20 protein-coding genes and 8 pseudogenes are annotated in these 24,824 nt (G+C 59.0%); 12 read left to right on the plus strand and 16 right to left on the minus strand.

Features of this window, described 5'->3' with window-relative positions; genetic code table 11:
- Nucleotides 1–133 precede the first annotated feature (133 nt).
- Entirely contained in the window at nucleotides 134–355 is a 222-nt protein-coding gene (locus ACVJGD_RS26825) for a hypothetical protein (RefSeq protein ID WP_456637085.1), read from the plus strand.
- Nucleotides 356–627: 272 nt separating this feature from the next.
- On the opposite strand, the gene ACVJGD_RS26830 is transcribed toward ACVJGD_RS26825, so the two are convergent.
- The 5 genes from ACVJGD_RS26830 to ACVJGD_RS26850 form a co-directional block, all read right to left on the minus strand.
- Nucleotides 628–1,596, minus strand: a complete 969-nt coding sequence (locus ACVJGD_RS26830) for a hypothetical protein (protein ID WP_456637086.1) — start codon at nucleotides 1,594–1,596, stop codon at nucleotides 628–630.
- On the minus strand, nucleotides 1,493–2,014 hold the full coding sequence (locus tag ACVJGD_RS26835) for a hypothetical protein (protein WP_456637087.1): 522 nt from the start codon (nucleotides 2,012–2,014) through the stop codon (nucleotides 1,493–1,495). The genes ACVJGD_RS26830 and ACVJGD_RS26835 overlap by 104 nt, the downstream gene beginning before the upstream one ends.
- A gap of 329 nt (nucleotides 2,015–2,343) precedes the next feature.
- Nucleotides 2,344–2,670 (minus strand): hypothetical protein, encoded by a 327-nt coding sequence (locus ACVJGD_RS26840; RefSeq protein WP_456640386.1) that lies wholly within the window; start codon nucleotides 2,668–2,670, stop codon nucleotides 2,344–2,346.
- A 405-nt stretch (nucleotides 2,671–3,075) separates the two neighbouring features.
- A complete protein-coding gene (locus ACVJGD_RS26845) occupies nucleotides 3,076–3,252 on the minus strand; it encodes a hypothetical protein (protein WP_456637088.1) in 177 nt (58 codons plus the stop codon).
- A 60-nt stretch (nucleotides 3,253–3,312) separates the two neighbouring features.
- Nucleotides 3,313–3,615 carry a hypothetical protein gene (locus ACVJGD_RS26850; RefSeq protein WP_456637089.1) on the minus strand — a complete coding sequence of 101 codons (303 nt, stop codon included), beginning with the start codon at nucleotides 3,613–3,615 and terminating at the stop codon, nucleotides 3,313–3,315.
- Between the two features lie 337 nt (nucleotides 3,616–3,952).
- On the opposite strand from ACVJGD_RS26850, the gene ACVJGD_RS26855 reads away from it, so the two are divergent.
- Nucleotides 3,953–4,159 carry a cold-shock protein gene (locus ACVJGD_RS26855; protein WP_456637090.1) on the plus strand — a complete coding sequence of 69 codons (207 nt, stop codon included), beginning with the start codon at nucleotides 3,953–3,955 and terminating at the stop codon, nucleotides 4,157–4,159.
- Between the two features lie 103 nt (nucleotides 4,160–4,262).
- Here the strand turns inward: ACVJGD_RS26855 and ACVJGD_RS26860 are convergent.
- From ACVJGD_RS26860 to ACVJGD_RS26875, 4 genes and pseudogenes are all read right to left on the minus strand, one after another.
- Nucleotides 4,263–4,626 (minus strand): annotated as a pseudogene (locus ACVJGD_RS26860) (DDE-type integrase/transposase/recombinase); the annotation flags it as partial.
- Between the two features lie 372 nt (nucleotides 4,627–4,998).
- Nucleotides 4,999–6,939: a c-type cytochrome gene (locus ACVJGD_RS26865; protein ID WP_456637091.1), complete on the minus strand. Its 1,941-nt coding sequence runs from the start codon at nucleotides 6,937–6,939 to the stop codon at nucleotides 4,999–5,001.
- A complete protein-coding gene (locus tag ACVJGD_RS26870) occupies nucleotides 6,936–7,781 on the minus strand; it encodes a copper resistance protein CopC (protein WP_456637092.1) in 846 nt (281 codons plus the stop codon). Before ACVJGD_RS26870 ends, ACVJGD_RS26865 begins: the two co-directional genes overlap by 4 nt.
- An 86-nt stretch (nucleotides 7,782–7,867) precedes the next feature.
- Nucleotides 7,868–8,599 carry a methane monooxygenase/ammonia monooxygenase subunit B gene (locus ACVJGD_RS26875; RefSeq protein WP_456637093.1) on the minus strand — a complete coding sequence of 244 codons (732 nt, stop codon included), beginning with the start codon at nucleotides 8,597–8,599 and terminating at the stop codon, nucleotides 7,868–7,870.
- Nucleotides 8,600–8,705: 106 nt separating this feature from the next.
- On the opposite strand from ACVJGD_RS26875, the pseudogene ACVJGD_RS26880 reads away from it, so the two are divergent.
- The 4 genes and pseudogenes from ACVJGD_RS26880 to ACVJGD_RS26895 form a co-directional block, all read left to right on the plus strand.
- Nucleotides 8,706–9,044 (plus strand): annotated as a pseudogene (locus tag ACVJGD_RS26880) (helix-turn-helix domain-containing protein); the annotation flags it as partial.
- A gap of 124 nt (nucleotides 9,045–9,168) precedes the next feature.
- Nucleotides 9,169–10,392 (plus strand): tyrosine-type recombinase/integrase, encoded by a 1,224-nt coding sequence (locus ACVJGD_RS26885; protein WP_456632546.1) that lies wholly within the window; start codon nucleotides 9,169–9,171, stop codon nucleotides 10,390–10,392.
- Nucleotides 10,389–11,333, plus strand: coding sequence for a tyrosine-type recombinase/integrase (locus ACVJGD_RS26890; protein ID WP_456637094.1), 945 nt, complete (start codon nucleotides 10,389–10,391; stop codon nucleotides 11,331–11,333). The genes ACVJGD_RS26885 and ACVJGD_RS26890 overlap by 4 nt, the downstream gene beginning before the upstream one ends.
- Complete coding sequence (locus ACVJGD_RS26895; RefSeq protein WP_456637095.1) at nucleotides 11,323–12,318, plus strand: tyrosine-type recombinase/integrase; 996 nt, start codon at nucleotides 11,323–11,325, stop codon at nucleotides 12,316–12,318. The genes ACVJGD_RS26890 and ACVJGD_RS26895 overlap by 11 nt, the downstream gene beginning before the upstream one ends.
- Nucleotides 12,319–12,378: 60 nt before the next feature.
- On the opposite strand, the gene ACVJGD_RS26900 is transcribed toward ACVJGD_RS26895, so the two are convergent.
- The 6 genes and pseudogenes from ACVJGD_RS26900 to ACVJGD_RS26925 all read right to left on the minus strand — a co-directional run bounded on the left by ACVJGD_RS26900 (nucleotide 12,379) and on the right by ACVJGD_RS26925 (nucleotide 18,870).
- Nucleotides 12,379–12,768 (minus strand): hypothetical protein, encoded by a 390-nt coding sequence (locus ACVJGD_RS26900; RefSeq protein ID WP_456637096.1) that lies wholly within the window; start codon nucleotides 12,766–12,768, stop codon nucleotides 12,379–12,381.
- A gap of 425 nt (nucleotides 12,769–13,193) precedes the next feature.
- Nucleotides 13,194–14,210 (minus strand): IS4 family transposase, encoded by a 1,017-nt coding sequence (locus tag ACVJGD_RS26905; protein ID WP_456637097.1) that lies wholly within the window; start codon nucleotides 14,208–14,210, stop codon nucleotides 13,194–13,196.
- A 254-nt stretch (nucleotides 14,211–14,464) separates the two neighbouring features.
- Nucleotides 14,465–14,656: pseudogene (locus tag ACVJGD_RS26910) on the minus strand (transposase DNA-binding-containing protein); the annotation flags it as partial.
- 396 nt (nucleotides 14,657–15,052) lie between these two features.
- Nucleotides 15,053–16,006, minus strand: a complete 954-nt coding sequence (locus ACVJGD_RS26915) for a class I SAM-dependent methyltransferase (protein ID WP_456637098.1) — start codon at nucleotides 16,004–16,006, stop codon at nucleotides 15,053–15,055.
- A gap of 8 nt (nucleotides 16,007–16,014) precedes the next feature.
- Nucleotides 16,015–17,367 carry a coproporphyrinogen-III oxidase family protein gene (locus tag ACVJGD_RS26920; protein ID WP_456637099.1) on the minus strand — a complete coding sequence of 451 codons (1,353 nt, stop codon included), beginning with the start codon at nucleotides 17,365–17,367 and terminating at the stop codon, nucleotides 16,015–16,017.
- A 549-nt stretch (nucleotides 17,368–17,916) separates the two neighbouring features.
- A complete protein-coding gene (locus ACVJGD_RS26925) occupies nucleotides 17,917–18,870 on the minus strand; it encodes a calcium-binding protein (protein WP_456637100.1) in 954 nt (317 codons plus the stop codon).
- 381 nt (nucleotides 18,871–19,251) lie between these two features.
- On the opposite strand from ACVJGD_RS26925, the pseudogene ACVJGD_RS26930 reads away from it, so the two are divergent.
- Nucleotides 19,252–19,395: pseudogene (locus tag ACVJGD_RS26930) on the plus strand (IS66 family transposase); the annotation flags it as partial.
- 48 nt (nucleotides 19,396–19,443) lie between these two features.
- A pseudogene (locus ACVJGD_RS26935) lies at nucleotides 19,444–20,205 on the plus strand (IS6 family transposase).
- 703 nt (nucleotides 20,206–20,908) lie between these two features.
- Here ACVJGD_RS26935 and ACVJGD_RS26940 read toward each other — a convergent pair.
- Nucleotides 20,909–21,157: pseudogene (locus ACVJGD_RS26940) on the minus strand (sulfonate ABC transporter substrate-binding protein); the annotation flags it as partial.
- Nucleotides 21,158–21,164: 7 nt separating this feature from the next.
- On the opposite strand from ACVJGD_RS26940, the pseudogene ACVJGD_RS26945 reads away from it, so the two are divergent.
- The 4 genes and pseudogenes from ACVJGD_RS26945 to ACVJGD_RS26960 all read left to right on the plus strand — a co-directional run.
- Nucleotides 21,165–21,569 (plus strand): annotated as a pseudogene (locus ACVJGD_RS26945) (tyrosine-type recombinase/integrase); the annotation flags it as partial.
- Between the two features lie 9 nt (nucleotides 21,570–21,578).
- Nucleotides 21,579–21,761, plus strand: a pseudogene (locus ACVJGD_RS26950) (transposase zinc-binding domain-containing protein); the annotation flags it as partial.
- A gap of 820 nt (nucleotides 21,762–22,581) precedes the next feature.
- Nucleotides 22,582–23,121 carry a heme-binding beta-barrel domain-containing protein gene (locus ACVJGD_RS26955; protein WP_456637101.1) on the plus strand — a complete coding sequence of 180 codons (540 nt, stop codon included), beginning with the start codon at nucleotides 22,582–22,584 and terminating at the stop codon, nucleotides 23,119–23,121.
- 299 nt (nucleotides 23,122–23,420) lie between these two features.
- The gene (locus ACVJGD_RS26960) at nucleotides 23,421–24,818 is read left to right on the plus strand and encodes a hypothetical protein (RefSeq protein ID WP_456637102.1); all 1,398 of its coding nucleotides are present in this window, start codon (nucleotides 23,421–23,423) and stop codon (nucleotides 24,816–24,818) included.
- The last annotated feature ends 6 nt before the right edge of the window (nucleotides 24,819–24,824 follow it).

The raw sequence follows: 24,824 nt of genomic DNA on the forward strand, positions 1-24,824 counted from the left end.
CTGGTCGGGGTTGCGGAGACCGCGCGAGCGCGGGCCAAGGAGCGCGGACTCGCAGGGGGCACCATAAAAATATTGCCGAACCAGACAGGGTGCGAACCTTCGGCACGAATAGCACGCGGTCCCGCGTATACCGATGAAGCGTCTTGCCGGTTGTTTCTGTGTGCTCGCTGCCGCTGTCAGGTTCTTGTCTGCCGGCGGTGTGATCGCGGCCAGATCTATTGCGTTGGAACCTGTGCGCAAGAAGCACGTCGCGACCGACAAAGGGAGGCTCGGCGACGCTATCAGGCAACTCCGCGTGGTCGCGCTATGCATGCCGAGCGAAATCGCCGCTACCGTGCTCGACAGCGCCGCATGACGGATCATGGTTTGGTCAAGGTAGCCCACGGACGTCTTTCGTCCGGATTTGATGTCGACTTGGCGCCAGCATCCAGCAACAGACCATCAGAACCGCTGCTCTGCCACCACTGCGGGCACCCAGCTTTGCCGTTTCTGCGCCTGTCAGTCCTGCATCCTCGACGTCGCCGCGCACAAACACGTCCAACCTCCGTCGACAGCCGTCGACTCGGCCACCCACCCCGCCTGCATGTCACCATCTAGGCGCGCTTTTGCAAAGCCAGCAACAGCTTCTCACGGTTGCCAGTATTCTCGCTTGAGAATTTGGCCACCGCGAGGCATTGGCGTTTGCTGCATCTGGCCGGCGGTGGCGATCGGGCCAAGGACCGTTTCGTCCCGGTCGACAACCCATGCCGGGAAGCGTGCGGGGAATAGCAGCTCCCCCTCTTCCGTCCGCGGATCGACGAAGCCGATTGACGTTCGGCATCGCCTCTCCGGATCGAAGCGCATGGGGAGCATGAAATGCTCATACCCGTAGTTGCCGGACAGGATTACGCCCGAGGTGTCGTCCTCATGCAAGCGCTGCATGATCACGATGATGGCAGAGCGATCGGGATTGTTCAGGCGAGTCGGAAGTGCTTCCCTGAACGTAAAGTTAATGGCCTCGCGATCCGCGTCCGACTTGGCATCGTCAACTGACATCGGGTCGTCAAGGATCACGAAGTCGGCGCGCTCGCCGGTCATGCTCTTGAACGGCACGCCCTGACGGAACCCGGTCGCGGTGTTCTCAAACTTCGTCTTGGTGTCCTGATCAGGCGTAAGGATGACCTTGTCGCCCCATCGGCGTTGAAACCATCTCGATTTGACCAGACGGCGGCACTTCAGCGTATCGCGTACGGCGTTGCGCTCATTGTGCGAGGTAGCCAAAAAGCGCTTGCTCGGGCATTCCATTGGCCCCCACACCCATGCGGGGAAGAATACGCACGTCAGCAGGCTCTTCATCGTGCCAGGCGGGATGTTGCCCAGCAGCCGCGTCAGCTCGCCCTGCCCTTGCTCTGAGCAGAACACCTCTTCGAGATGATCGCACCACGCCTCGATGTGCCAATTGTCGACAAAGGTCTGGCCCGGTTCTACAACGTGCCAACCCTGCCGGACGAACTCAATGAGGCTTCCGCACTCGCGTTTGGACTGGCGGACGTTCCTTTCCTCGATCGCCTCCGCCCTGCGGATTCTCTCCGCCCGAGATAAATGCATCAAGTTCATCGTCAGTCATTCCCGCAAAGTCGCCCGGCTTACCGACTTCCTTGCGGTCGACCATGTGCCCCTCAATCCGCGCGATCAGCTCCAGCGCCTTGTTCACCACGTTGCCCTGATACTTGAACTCGCCGACTTCCTCGCCATCGTCATCCGTGGCACGGCTCTGTTGCGACGACTTCGCCGCGTTCTTCACCAGCTCGTTGATGATCCATTCCCGCGTTACAGCGGTTTTCTCGACCACGCGTTCAGCGACACGCGTTTGTAGCTCGTTAACCCTTGCCCGGATGCTTTCATTTGCTTTCAGGCGGGCAGCATTTCCCCGGTTCGGTTTGAAGCCGGCCAGCTGATAGGCTTCATCGGCTGTTTTGCCCTTTGCCAGCTCTTGAGCGAAGCGCTCGTGCTTAGGGTTTCTGAGGCTACGCATGGGATTGCCTGTCAAGTCGGCGGAACAAGCGTCCCTGCCGGGACGAGGTGTTGACAATCTCGAAGTCGTCCCTGCGGGCGGTGACGCACCGCGCTCTTTACATCGAGATGCCACATCTCTTGAACGCCATCACGCGGCGCTACCGCATGGAGACGACCTGCGGAAAGAACCATGAACCCCGGCAGAGGATCATTTTTGTCTATCGGGGTTGACACCGTGCCCGCGACTAAAAACGGACGACTACTGACCGCTGGCTTAAGGCGGGTTTCGAATAGCACGCGACCATCGGCATCAACCAGACCGATTTCGAGTTCTCGTTCCACTGAGCGTCAGACCCCGTTACCAAGAAGTAACCACTTTTGAATTTCCGCGAGGGGGGTTATGACCCAGGACATTGCTGCATGCGTCACACCCCCCTCTGAAGGACATGCAGGATATTTAAGGGAATATTTTCCGGCAGAATTTCCTTCGGCCCACATACAACCTTGTCGCGCAACATTCTTCAAAAGAACCGCCCCACTTTCCACCGGAATCAACTGCCACTTGGCTCTGTTGTGGTTACAATTTCCCATTATCGTATCTTCATTGGTTTCTGCATAAATGCACCACCCAGACACTGGGTGCCTAAAATTGACACTCCCTTTATCTTTATGCAGCTTTAGGAGCTACCGCGCGTAAAACTCCGCCGTTAAATATGTTAGTGATCGTCACATTCTGCGATATTTCCTCAGCCTTTTTTTCCTCCGCCTTTAGATTGGCAGCAGAGGGTCGTTAGCTACGAGTTGAGCTCAGTAATTTCGTCAACATCTGCCTGATGGGTTGACTGAAAAACGGCCTTACCATCCATCCAAAGGCGCCTACCGCAAAGACGCCAACCGCAAACACTCCAAGCGCACACCAAACAGCCATTTTCATTGTGGCTCCCTCCTCGCATTAGAGGAGAGTACGCGAAAAAGGATCTGCAAGACCACCTGCCAGAATTGGTGGCGTGTCTCAAAAGTTGCGCTACGGTCAATGCAAGAAGAGTTGTTGACGTCGTCGCTGATCAGGGCCGCGCCGCACTAGGCCTCTCGGTTGTGGTGACAAGCCGAGCGCATGTAGGCCGTCAGGTTGAGTTCGGCACGACCGGGAGCGCCATGCTCGATCGCCACCATGGGCCATATCCAAGCCGGCGCACCGGCGAGGTTGGGGTCGATCGCGATCCAGAGATTGCCGTTCTTGTCGAAGCGAGTGGTCATAGCGGCTCTCCACCGTTGCCGCCCATCTGCGGGTTCAGCGATGCCTCCAGATCGTTCAGATCATGCTCGGTCTGTTCGAGCTGTGCCTCGCTCGCATCGAGCAACTGATTGGCCTTGGTGTCGAGGTCGCTGCCGATCCTGAATTGCCGATTCGACTTCGAGCGCGAGTTGCTTGGGCTGCATGTTGATATCGAACAGCGTCGGGCGCTGTTGAGCCTGTAGAAGGTCCGAATACTTGTCGGACAGCTCCCAACTAATGAAGGCCTTGACGTTCGAGAACGACAGCACATCGCGGATGTACGGACGCGCGAACGCCGCCGCAAACGTGTCGATCACAGTCGGGTCGGTGACGCTGTGCGGCAACGCGCCATTGCTATCGCCGAATGGCAGCTACGACAGCCCGCGATATGCGAGCTAAATGGGTCGACAATTTTCAACGCGGAACAGCGCGCTCGCATCAAGGCGTTGCAGAACCTACCGGCCGCGCCGCGTGCTGCCTCCGAGTAGTCCCATCTGATCGAGCCAGCCCGTGGATGTTGGCAATCGCACACGATTGTCAGCTTTGCGTCCACTCTCGTCGATCGGACGCTCACCATCCTTGTAGGATCAGCATTTTCGATCCGGCATGCCGGTTGCTCCATTCTCGGCACTATCGCCAACCAGCGCACGGACTGGGCGCGGCAGCAAAGGAAGTGATCGTATGGCAACAGGTACTGTGAAGTGGTTTAATGGTCAAAGGGGGTACGGATTTATCGCCCCAGATGACGGCGGAAACGACATTTTCGTCCACATCAGCGCCGTAGAACGCCCTGGACTCTCTGGTCTGGCAGAAGGCCAAAAGATTTCCTACGAAATCAAAGTCGACCCCAAGCGTGGCAAAAGGTGCGCAGAACACCTGCGGGTCTGATCACGTCCGTTGGTGATCGATCTCCCGCAAAAAATTGCTAAGACGAACAGGCTGTGTCTTTTCAGAGATGATGCAGCGGATTAGAGGGTCCGACGGCGTCAACTTAATCGACCGCCGAGCCGAAGGAGGCGATTCTCGAAGGTTCGAGATTCGGCGATAGCGCTTGTCGTGGAGATCTCGCGCCAAGTCACAATGGCTCGCTCGCGCGAAGCACGACGGAAGTCGGCAGTAACGGCTCCGGGATAGGGGGTGTGGAAAAGGTTCGCGACCTGATCGTGAACTGATAGAAACCGTTGAGCTTGACGGGACGATTTGAAGCGCTTCATGATCCGCTCGCGTCGCCGCGTCGGCTGATGAGAATTCTCGGCCCGATTGTTGAGAGCTTTGCGCTGGCGATGTTCGACGTGAAAGCCCATCTTTGCCCTCGCAGGGCCGTACGAACGGAGCTTGTCCGTGATCATCACGCGCTGCACCGGGGGAAAGGAAGGGAAGTATAAAAATGGACAGCTTGAACGAAACCGCGCTTACGAAGGGCATCATGATGTTTGGCGCTGCGGCTGGGCCGCCGACGCTATCCGACATGAGCTACCGGTTAATTCGTCGAAGTGCCTGTGGTGATGCGCCAGCGCGTAGACCCTAGGGAGGCATCGCAATCGCTCAGGATGAGCCTGCAGATGCTACAGAAGACTTACGGGCACCATCATCCCGACTGGCAATCTGGAGCCGCAGAGGCTAAGTGAGAGGGCGAAAACCCGCGTAGGCTTACCGTAGACTTACCGGGAGTAACCCAACAGGCTGCAATATAAGAGGAATTTGACGGCAACGTACAAATCTTTGAGTCAGACTCTAAGATGGCTAATGCTCATGTACGGCTTTTTGGTTGATCTCGGGCTCCTCCGCGAGCAACCGTGCCTGCGCGACAATGTCGGCCGGCTGCGGCGGCCATGGCGTTTCGTCGCTTCGCAGCGGGCGCGCACGAAGCTGAAGCGATCGACGAGGAATACCAGGGCTTCCGGGCCTGCATCGGCATCGGAGGCGTCAGCATTGGAAAACGAGCGCCGATACAGCGACCAGCTCGAAACAATAGCGGCTGTGGCATCCGAAGGCTGCTTCAACGAGGCAAGGCGTATCGACGAGGCCGGTACGCTGCAGTCGCGGGGGTCGATGACGGCACGCACCAAAAGACCGTCACTGCCGCTCCAGGCGTCTGTGCCGCTCCACACGCGACGCAAGTCGTCGGCCGCCGTGCCACAGTCCGCGACAAGGGTCAGCAAGCGCGCCCGACCAGCGGTGGTGGCCAAGAAAGGTACGGAGGTCGCTCCGGCCGGGACCATGAATTCGATGGCATGAAGCCATGGCTGGCGCGGTACGATGTCCGGTCCGAGCACACGCGCCTGGTAGCCCAGCGAAACCGCCATCACATATGTGATAACGGACCAGCGTTCGTCGTCGCTTAACGATCCGGCGAAGCCGGGCATCGCAGCACCGGGATAGCCGTGCGTAACCCACCAATACATGTCGCCCATGGTGTGGAAGGTTGTGTGCGGCTTGGTGAGATCGGCTGGCGGCGGCTTCATGCCTGAAGCGGCGGGCCCATCAGCATGCCCCGCCGCGCCATGGCACACAGCGCAGTTGGCGGCGTAGATGCTCGCTCCCCGTGCGACCACGCCCGCGTCATAGGGAACATCGGGCGGGAGATAGGTTGTCGGATACGCAGGAACACTGATGGCCGGCACGCCCCAGACGAGCGCGACACCCAGGCCCAGGACACCGGCCATCGTAGCGAACGCGACCCGGCCTTTGCGGACCAGCACCGCCGCAGATACGCATAAGACAAGGTCGACTGCGATCGCGGCCACGAGCGTCGTGAGATTGGCGGGATCCGTTTGAACCGCTATGACCGGCGCAATTCGGAATGAATAGGGCCAAGAGATCGCCTGATGGGCGGCCGGTGTCTGCTGGGTGAGGATTCCCGCGGTAATCATGATCAACGTCGCGCCAGCGACTTCACGTGACAGCAGCAGATGGATCTCCACGGTATCGCCGGACGGCCCTGCAGCCAGCCTCCAGCGCAGGACAAATGCCGCGGCAAGCGCGGCCCCGATGCAGAAGAACTTCGTCAGCAGAACGGCCCCGTAGCCGGTGGCAAAAAGCCTCGGCCAGCTTCCGACGGTCTCGGAGGCCATCCAGATGCCGCTCGCCAGGACCACGCTCATCATAGGAAGGGCGAATCCCGAAAACCGGCGCAGCACCTTCCAAAACAAAGCCCGGTCGAGCCTCGACAGCAGCAGCAGCGCGGGCAAGCATCCAAACCATGCGGTGGCTAGCAGGATATGAACCGTCGTCGGCGCGAGGGCCGCAACATCGAACGCCTGCGTCAGCGCGTGACTAGCGGCGATCGCGGTAGCAACCGCGCCGAGGCCGAACAGGATGGTCGGCAGCTGGTAGCCGAACCCGCAGGCAATCGTGGCCGCGCCAGTCAAGACGAGCGCCGTCTCTATCGCATGCCCGAAGCGAGTCCCGAGCATCACGAGCCCGTCCGCCGTGCAAATGGCCGACAGCGGCAGGTCCAGCATCACGCGCGACCGCAAGACGTAAAGCAGGCCGAGCGCGGGAATCGCGGCGACCCCCGCGGCGACGGCCAGGCGCTTGAGGCTCTGTTCGACGCGTGAAGAGCCCTCGCGGTGCTGCAGGATCGAGATGATGCAGCAGCCCGTGAGGATCGCCTGCCCGAGCAGGACGAGACCCTGGACAAGCCCGATGAGCGTCTCCATCATCATCGGACCGTGAAATTGAACTCTCCGGTGCTCCGGTTTCCGTCGACCGAGACGGCATGCCAGCACACGGTGCAACTGCCTTTCGGCAATTCCGGGAGCGCTATCTCGACAACTGTGCCGTCCGGTGAAACCGCCGTCTCGCCAGCTGCAACCGACTCCGTCCCCAGGCATGTCACCGTGGCGCCTGTAAGCTGACGTTCCACCTTCTCGCCGAACGCGAGGCAGAGGTTCTGCGGTGATGCGACGATCGCGTTCGCGCCGGGCGTGAACGACAGCAACCGACGATGCGCGTGGCCTGGCCTACACATCGCCAGCAGTGCCGCACAGACGAATGGAAGCATCCGCATGGCAGGCACTCCCGGAGAGCCAGCAATCTGCATGCTCTTTCGGACCCAGAGAAATATCGCACCGGTGGCGACAACGAGGGCCGCGACAAAGATCGCCATCGACCTCCAGAAACTGTTCTGGCCGACAGAGAAGGGGAATACAGCAAGTGTTGGCGTCTCGGCCTCCACCATCACCACGCCGACATAGTCGCCGGGCTCCCTGAAGATCATGTCGGCCTTGATTGAGCCGTTGGGGTAAGTCCGTCGACCGAGCTTCACCACCACATCTTTCGGATTGACAGCATTGATGTCCTGCAACGTTGCGGTTCCGGAGGCTCTGACGATCTCGAACGTCGTCGGCAGATCCCGCAACTGCGCATCGACCATGTCGAGCACGATGATAGCGCGGCCAACCTCGGGAATGTCCTGACAGAATTCAGCCCGGCTGTTCTGGGGTTGATACCCCGTGAAGTGCATGAACATCTGCCCGATCTTCATCTTGCAGACGTCATTCTCCATCGTCACGGCTCCATGCGCCCTCGCCGATTCTGAAGCCAGCGTAAGGCCACATGCCAGAAAGAGAGCCATACGGCGGATCGTGACCATCAGCGGACCCTCAACCTCCGTTGCGGATCGTCGCTCACTTCTTCGTCGACGGCCACACTGGCTCCCAACTCCGTGAACGTCGGAACGATCGGCCCGCCAATTTCCGCAATGTGACGCTGACCCGCATCGTCGTAGAGGAAGATAAGACCTCCGAACTTCGAATCGACATCGGTCAGGAAGCTGACGAGGCGTTCGGTTTCCCACACGGCATCAGTTGCTTCGATCGATATCTGACGCGCCTCGCCTGGTTTCAGCGGCGCATTGTTGCTGACGATGAGATCGTTGCGAGCAACTAGCTCCGCTGGATAGGCCTTATCGACCTGCGCCATTTCGGCCTCGAGTTTCCGATTGACGAAGCGTATGTTCGCGGTCGACAGCTCGCCGATGAGGAGAGGCTTGTCGGACGTGTTGGTGACGCTCGCCGTCAGCCGCATCGACCGGCCGGGCACGTCGTAGGTGGCCTTTTCAACCTTGAACACGGCGCCCGGATCTGCGGCAGGCAGCGGAGCGATCTTCGAGGTGCCCGATTGCAGCGGCACGTTATAGGGGTACGATTCGGCTTCCCAGGCGTAGCCGCCGAAGACGAGCGCGAGCACAACCACCGTCAATCCCAGCGCAACCGCGACGTCAGTCATGCCGATTCCGAGGTCATCGCGCGCACCGTACCGAGTTGATGGCGCGCAGGGTTCCAAAATGATCGCGCAGCATTCCGAGCATTCTCCGCGCAGCATTCCGACTTGATCGCGCGCAGTTTCGGATGGTGTGAAGCCTGATCGTTGGTCCATTTCTCCGGCTGGAACCAGCTTGGAGAATTGGATGCCGACGAGGAGGGTTATCATGCGCCAGGTGCGCGAGATTGTGAGGTTGAGCCTTGAGACTGGGCTCTCGACGCGCGTGGTTGGCGAGCGTGTCGGCGTCGGGCCGACGACGGTACGTGACACGCTGAAGCGGTTTGCGCGCGCGGGTCTGGCATGGCCGGTCCCGGACGCGATAAGCGATGCCGAGCTGGAGCAACTGCTGTACGGGGTGCCTGGCGTGAAGCCGGGGCGCCGCAAGGTGGCCGAGCCTGACTGGTCGGTTGTTGCCCGCGAGCTCAAGCGCAAGCATGTGACCTTGCAGGTGCTGTGGGACGAGTACATTGCGGAGCATCCGGACGGGTATCGATACAGCCGTTATGTTGCGGCCAAATTTATGTTGTGCAAGGAGCTCTAATTGCGGGGAGCCTGAACACTGGGGGCATTGTTCACGCAACATAATTCGACGTCTGAGTAGCGAACCATTTGTCCAATGGAGCCTCGCTATGGATCAGACGATTTATTCCGTCCCCTTGACCGTGCCCCACCGTGATGACGCGCCATTCACCGACGAGCGGCACCGATACCTTCGCCACTGTGCAGAAGCCGGCGCGACCGCAGCTTCTCTCAGAGTCAAGCGGAACGAACTGTTGCGGATTGCCGCATATCTCGGTCCAGATGCTTCGGAGGGCATCGATATCGAGGCGCTCCAACGGATCGCGACCGAGCGTCTGCGCCTGACGGGGGCTGTCACCGCAGCACGAAGAGTGGTCGACATCGGACGACCTTGGCTTCGATTTCTCGGTTGGTGGCGTGAACAAACCGTCGTGTTTCAGTACCAGAGCCAACTCGACCAGTATGTGACATGGATGCGCAATGAGCGCGGTTTTACGCCATCGACGGTGGAGCAATGGAGCCGGATCATCGGTAGGTTCCTACGCTGGTGTGATCAGACAAGCCGGCAACTTAGGGACCTTCAGCCTGGGGACGTTGACGCCTATTTCGTTACCCAGGCGACGGGACGATGGTCCCGCGTTTCGGTAGCCAGCACAGCCTCTGCCTTGCGGGGATTTCTGCGCTACGCGGCAAAGCGGGGAATGTGTACGGATCGCTTAGCGGCCTCGATTTGCCGGCCTCGGCTCTATCGACAGGAGTCGCTGCCGTATGCCCCAGATTGGTGCGACGTGCAGCGCATGTTGGCCGACGCCGAGACTGACACCCCCCGGGACATCCGTGATCGTGCGATCCTGCTGTTGCTCGCGGTCTACGGGATGCGCAGCGGCGAAGTGGCGGCATTGCGCCTCGATCAGATCGACTGGCCGGGTGGGACGCTACGGCTTTTCCGCCTGAAGCGCCGTCAGCCGCAGATCTACCCGCTGGTTCCCTCTGCGGCTGAGGCGCTCGCCCGCTACATCGACACGATGCGGCCGCTATCATCGTGCCCGGAAGTGTTTCTCTGCATGCACGCGCCCCGTCGGCCGTTGAAGGCAGGGAGCATCTATGATGTCGCTAACCGCAGATTTGTTGCACTTGGAATCGACGCCGCCCACCGCGGTGGCCATGCGTTGCGCCACGCCTGCGCCTCCCGGCTTCTTGCCGAAGGTCTGTCGATAAAGGAGATCGGGGACCATTTGGGACATCGCAGCGCGGCGTCAACCAGCATCTACGCCAAGGTGAACATGCAGGCGCTTCGCGACGTCGGAGCGTTCGACCTGGGAGGCCTCCAATGATGCTGACCCATGTTGTCGACGCCTATCTGGCCAAGCAACGGTCACTGGGGCCGCGTTTCGAGTCCGCTGAGGTTCTGCTCCGCAGGTTCTGCCGAGCGATGGGCAATCGAGATATCGGCGAAGTCACCCCAGAGGCGGTAGCCGAGTTCCTCCAAGGCAAAGGATCGCTCAGTGCCACCTGGATGCTGCGATATAGAGTTTTGAGCGGCCTTTATAGATTCGCCATCAGTCGCGGGTACGTGGCATCCTCCCCACTGCCGACAACGTTTCCAAAGCTGCCGCCGCAACAAACGCCCTATGTTTATTCCACGGAAGAACTGCGCCGCCTGTTGGACGCGACCTCGATCCTGAAGATTGGGCATCGCCCTCACGTGCCAGCTATGTACCGTACGCTCCTCTTGTTGCTGTACGGAAGCGGCATGCGCATTGGCGAGGCGCTTCGTTTGGTCTTGCAAGACGTGGATCTGACTGATCAGGTCATCACCGTCCGTGACACGAAGTTCTTCAAAACGCGCCTCGTGCCAATCGGACCCAAGCTCAACCAGGAACTGGTCGAGTACGTCGAGCGCCGTCGCCGGCTCCCTCTGCCGCGCGGGCAAGAATCTCCATTATTCACTACGCGCGGCAGTCGACCATGGCACTATGTGCGGGTCATCTCCTGGTTTCAGCATGTCCGCCGAGCGGCCGGAATCAGTTGCCCTGTCGGTGAGCCTCGATCTCCACGGCTGCACGATATTCGCCACACAGCCGCGGTGCACCGGGTGATCGCATGGTATCGCTCCGGTCAAGACGTGCAGCGACTGCTTCCGCAACTGGCAACCTACCTTGGCCACATCGATATCCGTTCAACCCAGCGCTATTTGCAGATGACGCCGGATCTCCTCCAGGCAGCCAGCGAGCGCTTCGCTCTGTACGCGATGGAGGCCGACCATGAAGGATAAGAACCTGCTTGGTCCGTGGATCCGGCGGTTCTTGCTGGAACATCTGGTTGCCGAGCGCAATCTTTCCCGCAACACCCAAGCCAGCTACCGCGACACGCTGACATTGTTGCTGCCGTTTGCCAGCAAGCAGGGAGGCTGCGCCATCGATCGCATGACCGTGGAAGAGCTGACGCCGGAAGTCGTCCGCAAGTTCCTGGACCACCTGGAGCGCGATCGCCGGTGCAGCGAGGTCACCCGCAACCAACGGCTGGCGACCATCCATTCACTGGCGCGCTTTATCGGGACGAGTTCGCCGGTTCACCTGGCCTGGTGTTCCGAGATACGGGCAGTGCCGTTCAAAAAGACGGCCAGGTCCGCGATCGGATACCTCGAAAAGGCCGAGATGGACGCGTTGCTAAACCAACCTGACAGACGCACGAGTCTTGGGGTGCGCGACCATGTTCTGCTGCTTTTCCTATACAACAGCGGTGCTCGCGCCGATGAGGCAGCAAAATTGACGGTCGGCAATCTCCAACTGGGTGCGTCCCCGTCAGTGCGACTTCACGGCAAGGGAAACAAGATTAGAATCTGTCCATTGTGGTCAACGACGGCAACCTCATTGACTCGTCTTGTGGCCGACCGGAACGAAAGTGAAGCGGTCTTTCTCGGGCGGACGAACCAGCCTTTGACCCGCTTCGGAATACACCGTCTCGTGACGCAATATGCCGCAATGGCGAGCGAAACAGTGCCGACGTTGGCGGCGAAGCGTGTGAGCCCACATACGGTTCGGCACACAACGGCCGTGCACCTGCTGCGCGCCGGCGTCGACATCAACACAATCCGTGCTTGGCTGGGTCACGTGTCATTAGACACCACGCACATCTATGCTGAAGTCGACCTGGAGATGAAAGCAGAGGCGTTAGCCAGGGTCGATATCAGTAGCCTGAGGCCGCCGCCTCGGCAATCCTCTCTCCCGTCGTTGATGGCATTCCTGAAGGCCCTGTAGGCCGAAAGGTCACACTCTTATGTTGCGGAGCGAGCCGAGGAGGTTGGCGAAATCCTTGGCTCACTCCAGCAGCGACAACATAAATCTGGCCGCAACATAACGACTGTACCCGTAACCGTCCGGGTAGGCCGCGCGATGCTCCTCCCACAATAGCTGCAGCGTCACCCCTGGCCGGCGAAGCTCGCGGTGGACCGCCGCCCAGTCTGGCTGCGGTCGACGATTCTTTGCCCCGACCGTTGGAGGGCGGTAGAGCCGGGCCTCCAGCGCCTCGTCCGTCAGGCCTTCCGGTACCGGCCAGGCGAGGCCGGCGCGCCGGGCCCGCCGGATGCACTCTCCGGCGGCCGTCGCACTCACCCCCAGGCTGGCGGCGATCTTGCGTTTGGACATGCCGGCGGCGGACAGCCGCAGCACGTCGCGGATTTTGCGCATAGGTAATCTCGGTCCTGGCATTTGCCCCCGCTCCTCGTGGAAAGGAGCGAACGCCATGCTGATTCGCAGATCACCCAACGGTGCCGGTCACACCCGTCCACAGGCTGGTCGCGATCGCCCGGAATGGTGGTCGCGATCAATCGGAACGCCTGGTCGCAATCAATCGGTAGAGCCGGGCGTGATCAATCGGAACCTCCGGTCGCGATCGCCCGGTGTGCGCAGGAATGGGCTTCACAGGCCACCAGTAGCCGCCGAATGACTGTATGCTTTTAATCGCGGCCCACTCTGCGAGCGTACACCGGTACAAAGATCCGTCCGCGGAGCTACGCAGTGATCCGTTGGGCAATGTCGTAAACGGCGAGGCCGCCTGCTTTTATATCCCTAACGGCGCTCGCTTTGTCTTCAGTACGCATCCGGCGCAGCTTACGATTACCCACATTTCTGGGTTAGATTTCAACTCCGATTGCGATGTCGATGAGACGCGATAATCCGCGCCACATGACCAGGTTGCCGGGAGGCCGATCGTTAGCACGGGCGAGGTAACCGCCGAGTCTGGCAATCTTGATCAGATAGTGCGAGAGCGTCCTTCGTAACGGGCTCACCGGGTTTTTGTCTTTGACAAGCCGATCAAGCAATTTGATTTCGGCCTTGGTCAGAGCAAATTCTGGCGGTGCCTTTGATGCCGCTCGGTTGAGCATGGTCATCCAATATAGACGCCAGCTCACAATGCAGAGCAACGCAATCAAGTTTGTCAATCGTTGCGCGGTCCGCAGCTGCAAGTCCTCTGCCTTGCAACCAGACTTGAGGATCTTGTGGACGACTTCGATTTTCCACCTTAGAGAATACCACTCCAACTTCTCGATTGCATCCTTACGAGAGTGCACCGGAAGATCGGTCAAGAGCTTCCATTCGATCTTCTTTCTGTTCTTCGGAGTTCCCCTTTCGATCGCATGGATTACCGTCAAAGTCAGACCGGGATAGCGCGCCTTCTTGCCAATCGGCGGCAGAATGCGGATTTTGCGATATCTTACTTCAAGAACGGCCTTGTCCGGATTGCCCTTGTTGTCCCGCACCTCGAGCCGAGGCAGGCCTTTGACTGCGACTTCATCCATTGCTGCTGCAACAGTATGATCGCCGTCTCCTGCCAAACGATCGACACAGGTTCTTACCAAAAAGTGCGTTCCAACTTTCTGCGCCTCGCAAAACAATTCATAGATGTCGGCCTCGCGATCGCCGATATGGATGCATTGCGTGGGATCGTCGAAAAGCTCCGTGGATTGCTTGAGGTTTTCCAGCCATCGAATGCTTTCCTTGGTTTCGATGGGATCCGCGTCAGATTGACTTCGCGTCTGAGCGCCGCGACCCCTCGAAATTTCTTCCTGGTCCAGAATTTTACCGCACCGAGCCCCAGCGGAAGTCCGTCGAGCGTCACCGCAAGGCTCGAATGCATCAGTATTCCGCATGCCGCGTACGATTGAGGTTTGCCGTCCAGACCTCGTCGGCCATTCGGGATGCGCTTGGTCATCCCAATCAGCTCCGGATGCTCTCTCTTATAGGTGAATTCCGTCGTGTCATGCAGGATCAGAATCGGCGCCTTCACCGGCGCGATGCGCTCGCGTGTCGTTTTGAAGTGGCCGGACAAGATGTCGGCCTCGCTTACCCGTTCATTGGAGAAAAAGCGATAGGCCGCCTTGGTATTCGCCCAATCCTGACAAACCATCGGAATGCTCTGCCCGATGTCACCGCCAATCTGCTTCAGCAACACGCGAAATCTCTCACCAAGTCGCGCGTCCTTGAATTCACACATCGTAGCTTCGCGATCAAACCAAGTCTGCGCATCAGGCGTCGACCGGCATACCTTTCTGCTCGCACCGGCCCGTAAACGTAGTCCCATAGAGCACCCCTTCATCCCGAATCAGGTGCTCCACAAAGAATCACAAGTGATTCTTCCGATTCAAGTTTCTGGCTCAGGCGCGCGTCTCAAAATCAGTAAATTTTGTGGGTAATCATAAGCTGGCGCAGGCCGCGGGCCCGGTTGGATTATTCTGATGGCCAGCACTTAAGCAACTCCGAATTTCTTTATAAATTTGGATGAGCTCGATGAGGCGTTCGATGTGGAAGTCGGTGAACGCCTGGACTCTGTCTTCGCCAAGGCCATAGACCTATATGGCTCCGTCCTCGAACTCCATTTCATTGGTGACGTCTCCGCAGCCAATCTTCGTCTTCGCCGAGGTCCCCCGCGACCTTGGTGATGGTGGTGACGTGACCCGAGACGTTTCGGCGGCCAATGAGAAACCGTCGAGCATCACTCATCTCGAATGCTCAAGCGCTTCGGGGGTGTGAAGTATCGATATTTGCCGGTAAGCGTTCCATTGACGAACTGAAGGCCATGATCGCCATAGATCATATCCTCACGTACGTAGCCGTCCGCTATGGCCTCTTGATTGTTGCCGCCGACTGTCTTCCGGGTAGTCGTCACCCCATGGTTGGCTGGCGGCGAGCCGAGCATTTCAATTATGACATCGCGTGGTGTGCCCAGTTTCAAGGTATCAAACTGTTTGGCAGGAATCATCCCGGCTGCCTTGATGGGTTCAGCTGTGATTCGCGGGAGATCTTCAGATCCAATTGGGTTACGAACCACAACTTTCTCGATGCAGTGTGAATGGATTGGAATGCCAGGGTGCGAGTCCCATTTAATGTAATGATCGGAGCGCAAGATCTCCCAACCGGCTTCTGTATAGATGGCCTCCAGCTCTCCGCGCGAGAACGATTTCTTGTGACCAGATGCCAACCCCTCCTTAGGAATAGGATGGTCTGGTCGATCGAGCGTGTTGGTGAAGCAGTGAAATCCTCCAGGCCGCGTCCGATCGATTAAGGTCGTGACGAGCGGTTTCCAGACGGTCCGTTCCGTGAAATGCAATACGCAATGCGCTATAAAGACGTCGAGGTAAGCAGGCGGCTGGACGTCTTCAACACGAGCCACACCGCTCGTTATGTTCACGCCAAGATCGCCTGCCAGCCGGTTCAGCTTGGAGATGGCGGCTTCGGAGATGTCGGTCGCGATCACCTGATGATCAAAATGGGCCAAATAGAGGGCATTGCGCCCCTCGCCGCAACCCAGCTCGACAACCACGCTCTTCGCGCGGAGAGCTGGTGCTATCTCGAAGATTTCGGGGCTAGGACCACCCATACACGATACGTTGGGATCGGCGTAGCCCGAATCCCACCATAAGGGTGAATGCTTCGCTGCCTCTTGCATACTGCACCTCACGCTGCCTGATATTGCTCTTCGAGGGCCGCCACCGTCCTTGAGTAAAACACTCGCGCCACAATACTCGAATATTTGAATCCCGCGTGAGTCAGTTGATAAGTATCACCGTCTGCCAAGTCGACGAGTTGCAGACATTCGAGCGCCTTGAGCTCTTCGCTGAAATCGGCCGCCAGTTCGCGTCCGAATACTGAAGCGTAGTTCTTTCTGCTCAGTGCGGACAACGTGAGGCCAAGCAGGACGTAGCGACGCGCGAGATCTCCCGGCGTCAGTTTGATTCCGTGCGATGCTATCGCGTCAGGATCGAAGGAGCGAGTCGAGAACGCGTCGATAATTGACGAAGCGGCACGAGAATTGACGGCATAGTCCGTGCCATAGTGATATTGCCCGAAATAGCTTCTGGCGCCAACTCCCAATCCTAGCAGGGGCGTTCCCTCGAAATCCGAGGCCTCCTGCCGGTAGGCTCGGTCGCCAGCGATCTTGGTGAAACGCGTGAAGGATTCCTGACGGTAACCTTTGGACGCCATCAGAGCAACGTTCTGGTCGTAGACCTCATACTTTTCCGCTTCAGAGAGGAATAATTCGGGATTGTGCGCCTTCGAGGTCATGATGTTTGTCATCGGACGAACAACAACGGGGTAAAGAGAGAGTGTCTGCGGCTCATAGTCGAGCGCGCGGCCAAGCGAAAAGATCCAGGAGGCACGGGTTTGACCACGCAGGCCGTAGATCAGATCAAGATTGACATGGGAAAAACGGTCCATCAGCGCTTTGATTCTCGCTTCTGCAGTCTCGACCGAATATGGTCTACCAGAGTGCGCAAGCTCGCCGGGTACCATGCTTTGGATGCCCATGCTCATTCGGTTGACGCCAAAGGCCTTCAAGCAATCCAGAAGGTTGTTGTCGAAAGTGTCTGGCGCGCTCTCGACCGTAATCTCACATTTTCGGCTTCGTTTTGGAAATGCAGCGTCGAGGGCGGCGAAAAGCTTGCCGAATTGATGCTGAATCAGCAAGGTTGGCGTGCCGCCGCCGAAATAGATACTTACAACCTCTCGATCTCCGAAGTATTCTCCATATCGCGCGATGTGCTCTACCAATCGAACAACATAAGATTCCCTCGTCTCCGGTTTTTGACGCGTTGCAAGAAAGAGCGTGCAGTAAGTGCAGCGATAGCGGCAGAACGGGATATGGATATAGATGTTGATTTGCTTAGAACGGCGAGCCTGCTCAACGACATCAGTTATGCGGAGTGGCTGCGGAAAGGCCCGATACGCTCGCTTGGAGGGATAACCATAGACGTAGGTTGGCAGCTCCTTTTTCGCTATGCTTGTCCGAAGAAATTCCAGACAATCCATGACTTGACCCGTTGATTGCCAAACCCGGTGAATGCCTGAACGCCGTCGTTCGCCGAACGCCACAAGTTCATGCCTTGTGAAGTGGACCCTATGCTGAGGACCACTGGGTCCGGTTTCTTAAGTGGAGCTGCTGCCGTTCGTGCTTCCCAATAACCTTACGCTACTCTTGCTTGCTGCTGTTGTGGCTGTGGGCAACGGGCAGCGTTGTCCAAGCTTCTCGCTTGCGAGACGCGTCATATCCGCAGCCTCTTCGCCGAATGCGCCGGTGGATGCAAGAAGAATCTTTGGACTAGGTGTTGCGCGTAGTCGGGTGCTGACATCTGTCCGGCCTTTATTGCGACCGTCATATGTCGCAGGCCCGTATGGGAGTTCGCGGATCAGGTCGAAATCACAGCGGCGTGCTTGGAAGCACCTGGGCATGTACTGAAGATTGGGCCGTTTCAACCATCCCCTTACACGGGCCTCTCACAAAGAGGTAGATCGCGCGTTTGACCACACAGCAAAAGCCCCGCGCGAGCGGGGCTTTACAAGTGAACCGCCGGTACCGAATTAGTGCTTCGTCAGATCGGAAGCCTGATCGGTAAACCTGAGTTCTTCAACTCCGCTGACCGAGATCGTCTGGTTGTCGGTAAAATGCAGCGTCCAGGTCAACGTGCTCGCATCGAAATCGATCCCGGTGATATCATGCCAAGACCGATCCGCAAACTCGACTGCATCGTAGCCGTCGCCGCCAATGATGGTGGCGTTTCCGGCGTGCGTTTGGATATGGAAGGTATCGTCGCCGCTTCCACCCTGCAGCGTCGCATTTGCCCCGGGGGCGCCGCCATTGAGCCAGAACTCGTCGTTGCCCCTACCGCCCTGCAAGTAGTCGCCCTGCACGCCGACCAGCGTGTCGTTGCCGTCGCCGCCAGAAAGCGTGCTGCGTCCCGAGGCCACATCTATGAGGAAGTCATTACCTGCCCCGCCGACCAGCGATTGCGCGCCGGTTCCTGCCTGCAAATAGTCCTGTCCGGTACCGCCATCCAACGTGTCGTTGCCGGTGCCGCCATAGATGCTGTCATTGCCAGCGCCGCCGTACAGCGAGCTGTTACCGCTCGCACCACCAGCATTGATGACGTCGTTGCCTGAACCGGCGTAGACCGTATCGTTGCCGCTGTCGAACAAGTTTAGGGTGTCGGAGCCCTCGCCCATGGCAACGAACACGTCGTTGTCGCCACCGCTGACATTGAGCGTCTTGCCACCGGCGTCGTTTAGGATGATCGCTTTCAGAGCGGGATTCGTCTCTACCGTCGTGGACGACGCAACGTTCAGGATCTGGGTGCCAGGCGAGACCGCCCCTCCGGGAAACGGACCATACTGAACCTGTGCCGTGGTGCCATCGTGGAACACACCGCTACTCTCTAGCGAGTCGATCAGCGCCTTTCTGACACTCGGCTCGATGTAGTTGCCGGTGTGGTGAAGAAACTGGCCCAACTCGGTTTTTGTCAAGTACGTGATGGCCATGATACCTCCTGGCAAGCTCCATGGATGAGCTGACACGCTGTCAGCGGCAAAGCTCTGCTTGGACGAGAGGGAGAGCATCGCGCATCTGCGTACCCTCAGAGCTTGCCTCCGTGTCGCTGCATCTAGCAGCAACCCCTCATGCTACATGTTCCTCTCCTGCTTCCTCTCCTGCGAAGCAGCGGCTTCAATTTGCGCTAGAATAGGAAGAGAGTACAGCTACTAGAACTTGGAGGGATGCTGTCCTTGTATTTCGGATCGCTGGCGGCAGTTCCGCATCTCACGCGCGCGATCCGTTCGTTCATCCCACAACTAAGCCCACGCGAATGCACCAACTATTTCGCTCACGCAGGCTATGCTTCTAAATGACAGGAATCCGCTTTAGCCTGCCGCGCCTGTCATGGCGTCGTCCTCCAGCACGCTGCTCCCGAGCGACTGATTAGGGGAGGATTGCCCACCGAGCGGCTCGTCGCGCATGTGATCGACGCCAAGTATTATTGGCATTTGCCGCTTTACCGCCAGGCGCGGTACCGTCAAGTTAACGAATTGGAGCGGCCGAGGGGGTAGACGACGGGCATGCCGACCGCCCGGGACCCTCTTTATCGCCGCCATCGCTTCCCACCGGAAGTGATCAGCTATGCCGTTTGGTTGTATTTCCGGTTTCCCTTAAGCTTGCGCATGGTCGAGGAAATGCTGGCGGCGCGTGGCATTGGCGTGACCTATGAAACCGTGCGCCAGTGGGGGCGGAAATTCGGCAAGCCGTTCTCCGATCGGATCCGCCAGCGCGCACCCGCTCGCGGTGACAAATGGCATCTGGACGAAGTCGTTATCTCGATCGCGGGCGCACAACATTGGCTCTGGCGCGCTGTCGACCAGAATGGCTTCGTTCTCGACGTCTTGATCCAGCGCGGAAGAGACTCGCGCGCTGCGCAGCGGCTCATGAAGAAGCTCTCGAAATCCGCCGGCACGCCGCCGCGCGTGATGATCACGGACAAGCTCCGTTCGTACGGCGCTGCGAGGGCAAAGATGGGCTTTCACGTCGAACATCGCCAGCGCAAAGCTCTCAACAATCGGGCCGAGAATTCTCATCAGCCGACGCGGCGACGCGAGCGGATCATGACGCGTTTCAAATCGTCCCGTCAGGCTCAACGGTTTCTGTCAGTTCACGATCAGGTCGCGAACCTTTTCCACATCCCCTATCCCGGAGCCGTCACTGCCGACTTCCATCGTGCTTCGCGCGAACGAGCCTTGCGACTTGGCGCGAGATCTCCACGACAAGCGCTATCGCCGAATCTCGAACCTTTGAGAATCGCCTCCTTCGGCTCGGCGGTCGATTAAGTTGACGATGCCCTTTGAATGAATGGAGTGCCGCACCATGCGTGCCTTTGCTTTCGCAATCCTTCTCGCAACCGGCTCAACCGCCTTCGCGGACGAGATTGTCACTACGTCACGCACCGACGGGTTGGGGCGGACCGTCACCACCTCAACGTCCACAGCCGGCACCTATACGATGACCACGGGCCGCAACTATGATGGCAGCTACACTACGCGGTCGCAGTCGGCTCCGAACCGGCCTTGTAGCTACCAAGAACGCGCGATGGGCCGCTGCTAGGCGTCGCGCGTCGCGGCCTCGAACGGCATAATCAACGACATTTTGCGTAAAGCGGCGACGTGCGATTGGTACTCCTTGATGTCCACTTCGCGCGTCACATTCGAGAACGAATCTTCAAAGCTGGCGTGAACCTCGCCTTCTTCGATCCACGATTTACCGCCGTCCGCACTGACGCGATGGCCGACGAATACCTCACGTCGGCGCGTCCGGAGTGAATAGGCAGCGAATGCGCTGACCCCTGGGCTCCTGACGCTTGGCGGAATTTGACGCCGTCGTATCTACGCGGCCCCCCAATGATATTCATCAATGACATCCCTACCCCTGCACCGCAAGACGCGAAGGAATTGATCGAGCCGTCGCCGCGTTCGTTTGAGGGAGTCACGCGGTGAAATTGGACGCGGGGGAACGAGTCTCCCCGGGCGCTCTCCGTCAAGAGCCGGGCGTCCACTTCCAGACGATGTCGGACACGCCGATCGGCCTTGGGATCAGCCCAAGACGGGCGAAGCGGTCGGCGACGGCCCGCTGGCTCTTGATTACCTCGTCGTCGACTGGAACGACGTGGTAATTCGAGCGGTCGACGAAGCGCCTGATCGCTTCGATATCGACACCGGTCGCCTCAGCTTGAGCCTTCGCGACCTCCTCGTGATGGGTGTCGGCCCAGCGGCCTTCGGATGAGAAAATCATGGTGATCCGGGTCGAGCAGGGCAAAGGCGGCAGGGACCGTTACGTCATGCTCTCCCCACAGCTTCTGCGGATTCTGCGGGCCTATTGGCGGCTGACCCGACCGACGCACTGGCTGTTTCCTGGCCGCGATGGCGAGCGGCCGCTTGAGCCCACCGTGCTGCACGCCGCCTGCCGTTCAGCCCGCACTGCGGCCGGCCTGAGCAAGCACGTGACGGTGCACACGCTGCGGCACAGTTTTGCCACCCATCTTTTGGAGAACGGCGCCGATATCCGCGTCATCCAGGTGCTGCTCGGCCATGCCAGCCTGTCGAGCACAACGCGCTACACCCAGGTCGCCACCAAAACGATCAGCCAGACCCCGAGTCCGCTTGATCGACTGCGATTGGAGATCATTCCGCCCGGCTGATTGGGTGCCATGGGTCCGCCTTTGGAGGTGGCGGATGTATTCCGCCGCCACGGCGACGCCTTTCGGCAGGCGTATGCCGGTCATCTCGGCCGCGTCGAACGGCGCGTGATGGGCGCCATCACGGCGTGTCCGACGGCGCTGCTCGGTGGCCATGTCGAGCAATGCGACGACTGCGGTGCCACCCGCATCGCCACCGTGCCCGCGATTAAAGAACGGACGACGACAGAAGCGCGGACATAACCGTCGACGATTAGTTCAACCGCCGCATGAGACATCTGTCCCTCAATTAAGAAAAGCTTCAATGGCGCATGGATTACCATGTGGACGCGCCAGCGTTCAGAGCCGCGACTTTGAAACCTTAGGCAAGCCTGAGGAGCGAAGCTTCTTGTCGCAAAAGAGCAGCCGCGCACATCCTGACGGCAACGACCAAGGCGCTGATGTCTCGCGTAACCGCCGCCTTCGCGACGAGGGGCCGCCGCAGACGCGGCGGCCCAGCCATGAGCAAGTCACAGTAGGTGCGGCGCACCTCTTGAGGGCTTCGTTGACTGTACAACATCCACGGTACCATAGTCACTCGACGCTATCGCCCTTAAGTAAATATAGGCAAGTAAATATAGGCGGGGCGATCAAATAGCTCCTGAGTAATCCTATCTTTTCCCCAATCAGGCGGCTCCAACACGAGCATCACCTGCAAGTTCTTGTAGTTGATCAGCGACCAATTAAACCTGTAAGGAAGCCAATTAAACCTGTAAGGAAGAAAGACTGATTTGTCGTCGAGAGACGCGAAGTGAAAAATGCAAGAAGTCCGTTAGCTCGACCGGTTACAACGTTCTGGCGGATCTCTTGGGCGCGGCTCCGTGCGGATCTGTTGTGAGGAGTTGTGATGCACGTGTATCGACTGCAAATCGTAGCCTTAAGCGTTGCACCGCTAATAGTCGTCGCTCAATGGTCTGCTGGCGCACAAGCTCAACAGGTCCAGTCCGAGCCGATTGCGGTTCAGGACCGGCTACCCTTGGGCCCTCTGACCCGTTTGATCGGCGTATGGACCGGCACTGGCATCGACACGGTGCCGGACAGCAAGGGCGGATCGACCCGTACCCCATTCCTTCAGCAGTTGACCTTCGAGGCGATCCCGCGACTGACCTACGGGGCTCAAACGGTGCGGGCCTTGCGGTATAGCTGCCTCGATTGGGCAACCGATGACACCTCCAAGTTGGCCACGATGTTTCCGGTGTTCGAAGAAAACGGATACTTCATCTGGATTCCGGAGAAGAATTCCATCGTCTTGCAGGTTTCCAATCCACGCGGCCTGTCGATGCTGGCGAGCGGACCGCCCAAGCCAGATGGCTCCTTTGCGGTCACGACCGAGGGCGGCAATGGCGGGGTTTTGGTGACCAGCTATCTGCAAGGCTTCGCCAACGCCATCGGCTATGAGACATCGGTCAAGTTCGAGAACCCCGAGACACTGCGCTACGCCAACGACACGCTGCTGAAGCAACCCGATGGCTCGATCTTTCACCAAACCGACATCACCACGCTGAAGCGCTATTGACAACATCGCGATCCCCGTTGGCTCCGGCCGATCCGAGGCTTGCCCAACGAGACGCATAGCCGACAAAAGCGGCTTCCGGTGCGGCCCCTCGGGTCGCCGTACGGCCTAGGGCGGAGTCTCCGATGTTATTTGAGACGCGGCTTGTCCTGATCTACGTTACATCATTGTTGGCGTTTTTAACGACAGCTGACGCGCAATCGTCATTTCCAAATTATCCGGAGCCGGATTTGCCCTCGATGGGCGCGTGTGTGAACAGTGCTCCTCAGCCCCTTCCTGAGCGGTGGCAGGCGACGACCTTGATGGCGCCGTATCTCTACACGGGCAAATCCAACGATCTGGACAATCTCTCGAGCCGGGCCGAGCTTCAGGTCGGCCGGCTCGTCTATGACGGCGAGAACGGGCTGATGCGCAGCACGCTACGTGGCGCAAAGCTCGGCGGCGTCATCGACTTGCTGATTTCGGAGAAGGCCACCTACGTCCTCACCGGCAGCTACGAGAACCCTCAGTGCCTAGCAACTCTGGCGAAGCCGTACAAGGTTCCCTCACGCACTTGGCAGGACCAGAAGTTCAAGCCGGTCTGTGTCGGCAATCACGCAGTCGCGCCGACGATCGATTCCGGGCCCAAGGTCGATTGGTGGAAGCAGCAATCGCCGGTGATGGAGCCCGGCGCGTTGGGTGAAGCGGCCGACTGGTTCTGGTTTGACGAGAAGGGTTATCCGACCCGGACCATGTTCTGGTACAAGCACGATGGCCTGCCGGCCATCTTGGGCGACTACGCTTTCACCAATTTCTATCAATTCGGTTCGGGCAACGATATCGACGTGAATAAGATCCTCGCGACCTGCGAGAGTGCAAAATTGCCGGTCTGGAATGATGACAAGGCACACGAGCAGCAGACCAAAAGAGTGACTGCCGCCCGGCAGGAAGATTCCGCGGGCAAGCTCATTCCCGGCCTGAGTTACAAGGCGTGCTCGGCATTGAAGGCCAAGCCGCCGACCTGGCCGGTCAGCTTCTATATGAGCAGTTTTTCGACCGCGGCGAAGTACAGCACACCAAAACCGCTGGTCACGTCGGTCTACTTCAAGCCCGATGAGCCGATGCTGCGGACACGACTGCACGAGGTTGCGAGCCCCGCACCTTACTTCGTCAGTGCCAGCTCCAATCGGAACGGTCGCAATGCCGGACCCGATTGGTCCGACGCGCTACTGATCAGGCATGACAGCTATGGTGTCGATTTCAGCGCCACACCGCCCTATTCCCAAAAGAGTTGCGCGAGGGGCCCGCATACCTCGCTGCCGGGGTCACCCCACAAGAACTGGGGCGTCGCTGGCCGCTGTCAATGTATGAGCGTGATCGAGAATAATCCCGTGCTCAGCCCCGGGCGCAATACCGAGATCATCGGCTGCCCGCTGCCCCTCGTTGCGACCAAGCCAGGCGAGCAGAGCGGCAATACCATGTTCTGGATGTGGTACACGATCACGGACCCGATGCAGCCGATCGTCTTCCTGCAGTCGAAGCCGGATGTGACGATCGGCACCGGCCTGTCGCTGGCCGACTATGCGCACTGGCAGCCGAAATCCGTGCCCAACGACATTTTCACGAGGCCGCCCGCCGACAGCTGCCCGCCACCGCCTGCATCGGCCCCGGCCGCACCGATGCCTTGCATGGGGTGTCACAATTTATCGACCAACAATTGAGGAACG

It is taken from the genome of Bradyrhizobium sp. USDA 10063, from assembly GCF_054063735.1.

Coding starts and splice junctions, on each gene's coding strand:
- ACVJGD_RS26825 (WP_456637085.1), top strand. CDS start 134: ATGAAGCGTCTTGCCGGTTGTTTCTGTGTGCTCGCTGCCGCTGTCAGG.
- ACVJGD_RS26830 (WP_456637086.1), bottom strand. CDS start 1,596: ATGAACTTGATGCATTTATCTCGGGCGGAGAGAATCCGCAGGGCGGAG.
- ACVJGD_RS26835 (WP_456637087.1), bottom strand. CDS start 2,014: ATGCGTAGCCTCAGAAACCCTAAGCACGAGCGCTTCGCTCAAGAGCTG.
- ACVJGD_RS26845 (WP_456637088.1), bottom strand. CDS start 3,252: ATGACCACTCGCTTCGACAAGAACGGCAATCTCTGGATCGCGATCGAC.
- ACVJGD_RS26855 (WP_456637090.1), top strand. CDS start 3,953: ATGGCAACAGGTACTGTGAAGTGGTTTAATGGTCAAAGGGGGTACGGA.
- ACVJGD_RS26865 (WP_456637091.1), bottom strand. CDS start 6,939: ATGATGATGGAGACGCTCATCGGGCTTGTCCAGGGTCTCGTCCTGCTC.
- ACVJGD_RS26870 (WP_456637092.1), bottom strand. CDS start 7,781: ATGGAGAATGACGTCTGCAAGATGAAGATCGGGCAGATGTTCATGCAC.
- ACVJGD_RS26875 (WP_456637093.1), bottom strand. CDS start 8,599: ATGCTGCGCGGAGAATGCTCGGAATGCTGCGCGATCATTTTGGAACCC.
- ACVJGD_RS26885 (WP_456632546.1), top strand. CDS start 9,169: ATGGATCAGACGATTTATTCCGTCCCCTTGACCGTGCCCCACCGTGAT.
- ACVJGD_RS26890 (WP_456637094.1), top strand. CDS start 10,389: ATGATGCTGACCCATGTTGTCGACGCCTATCTGGCCAAGCAACGGTCA.
- ACVJGD_RS26895 (WP_456637095.1), top strand. CDS start 11,323: ATGAAGGATAAGAACCTGCTTGGTCCGTGGATCCGGCGGTTCTTGCTG.
- ACVJGD_RS26900 (WP_456637096.1), bottom strand. CDS start 12,768: ATGCCAGGACCGAGATTACCTATGCGCAAAATCCGCGACGTGCTGCGG.
- ACVJGD_RS26905 (WP_456637097.1), bottom strand. CDS start 14,210: ATGCGGAATACTGATGCATTCGAGCCTTGCGGTGACGCTCGACGGACT.
- ACVJGD_RS26915 (WP_456637098.1), bottom strand. CDS start 16,006: ATGCAAGAGGCAGCGAAGCATTCACCCTTATGGTGGGATTCGGGCTAC.
- ACVJGD_RS26920 (WP_456637099.1), bottom strand. CDS start 17,367: ATGGATTGTCTGGAATTTCTTCGGACAAGCATAGCGAAAAAGGAGCTG.
- ACVJGD_RS26925 (WP_456637100.1), bottom strand. CDS start 18,870: ATGGCCATCACGTACTTGACAAAAACCGAGTTGGGCCAGTTTCTTCAC.
- ACVJGD_RS26960 (WP_456637102.1), top strand. CDS start 23,421: ATGGCGCCGTATCTCTACACGGGCAAATCCAACGATCTGGACAATCTC.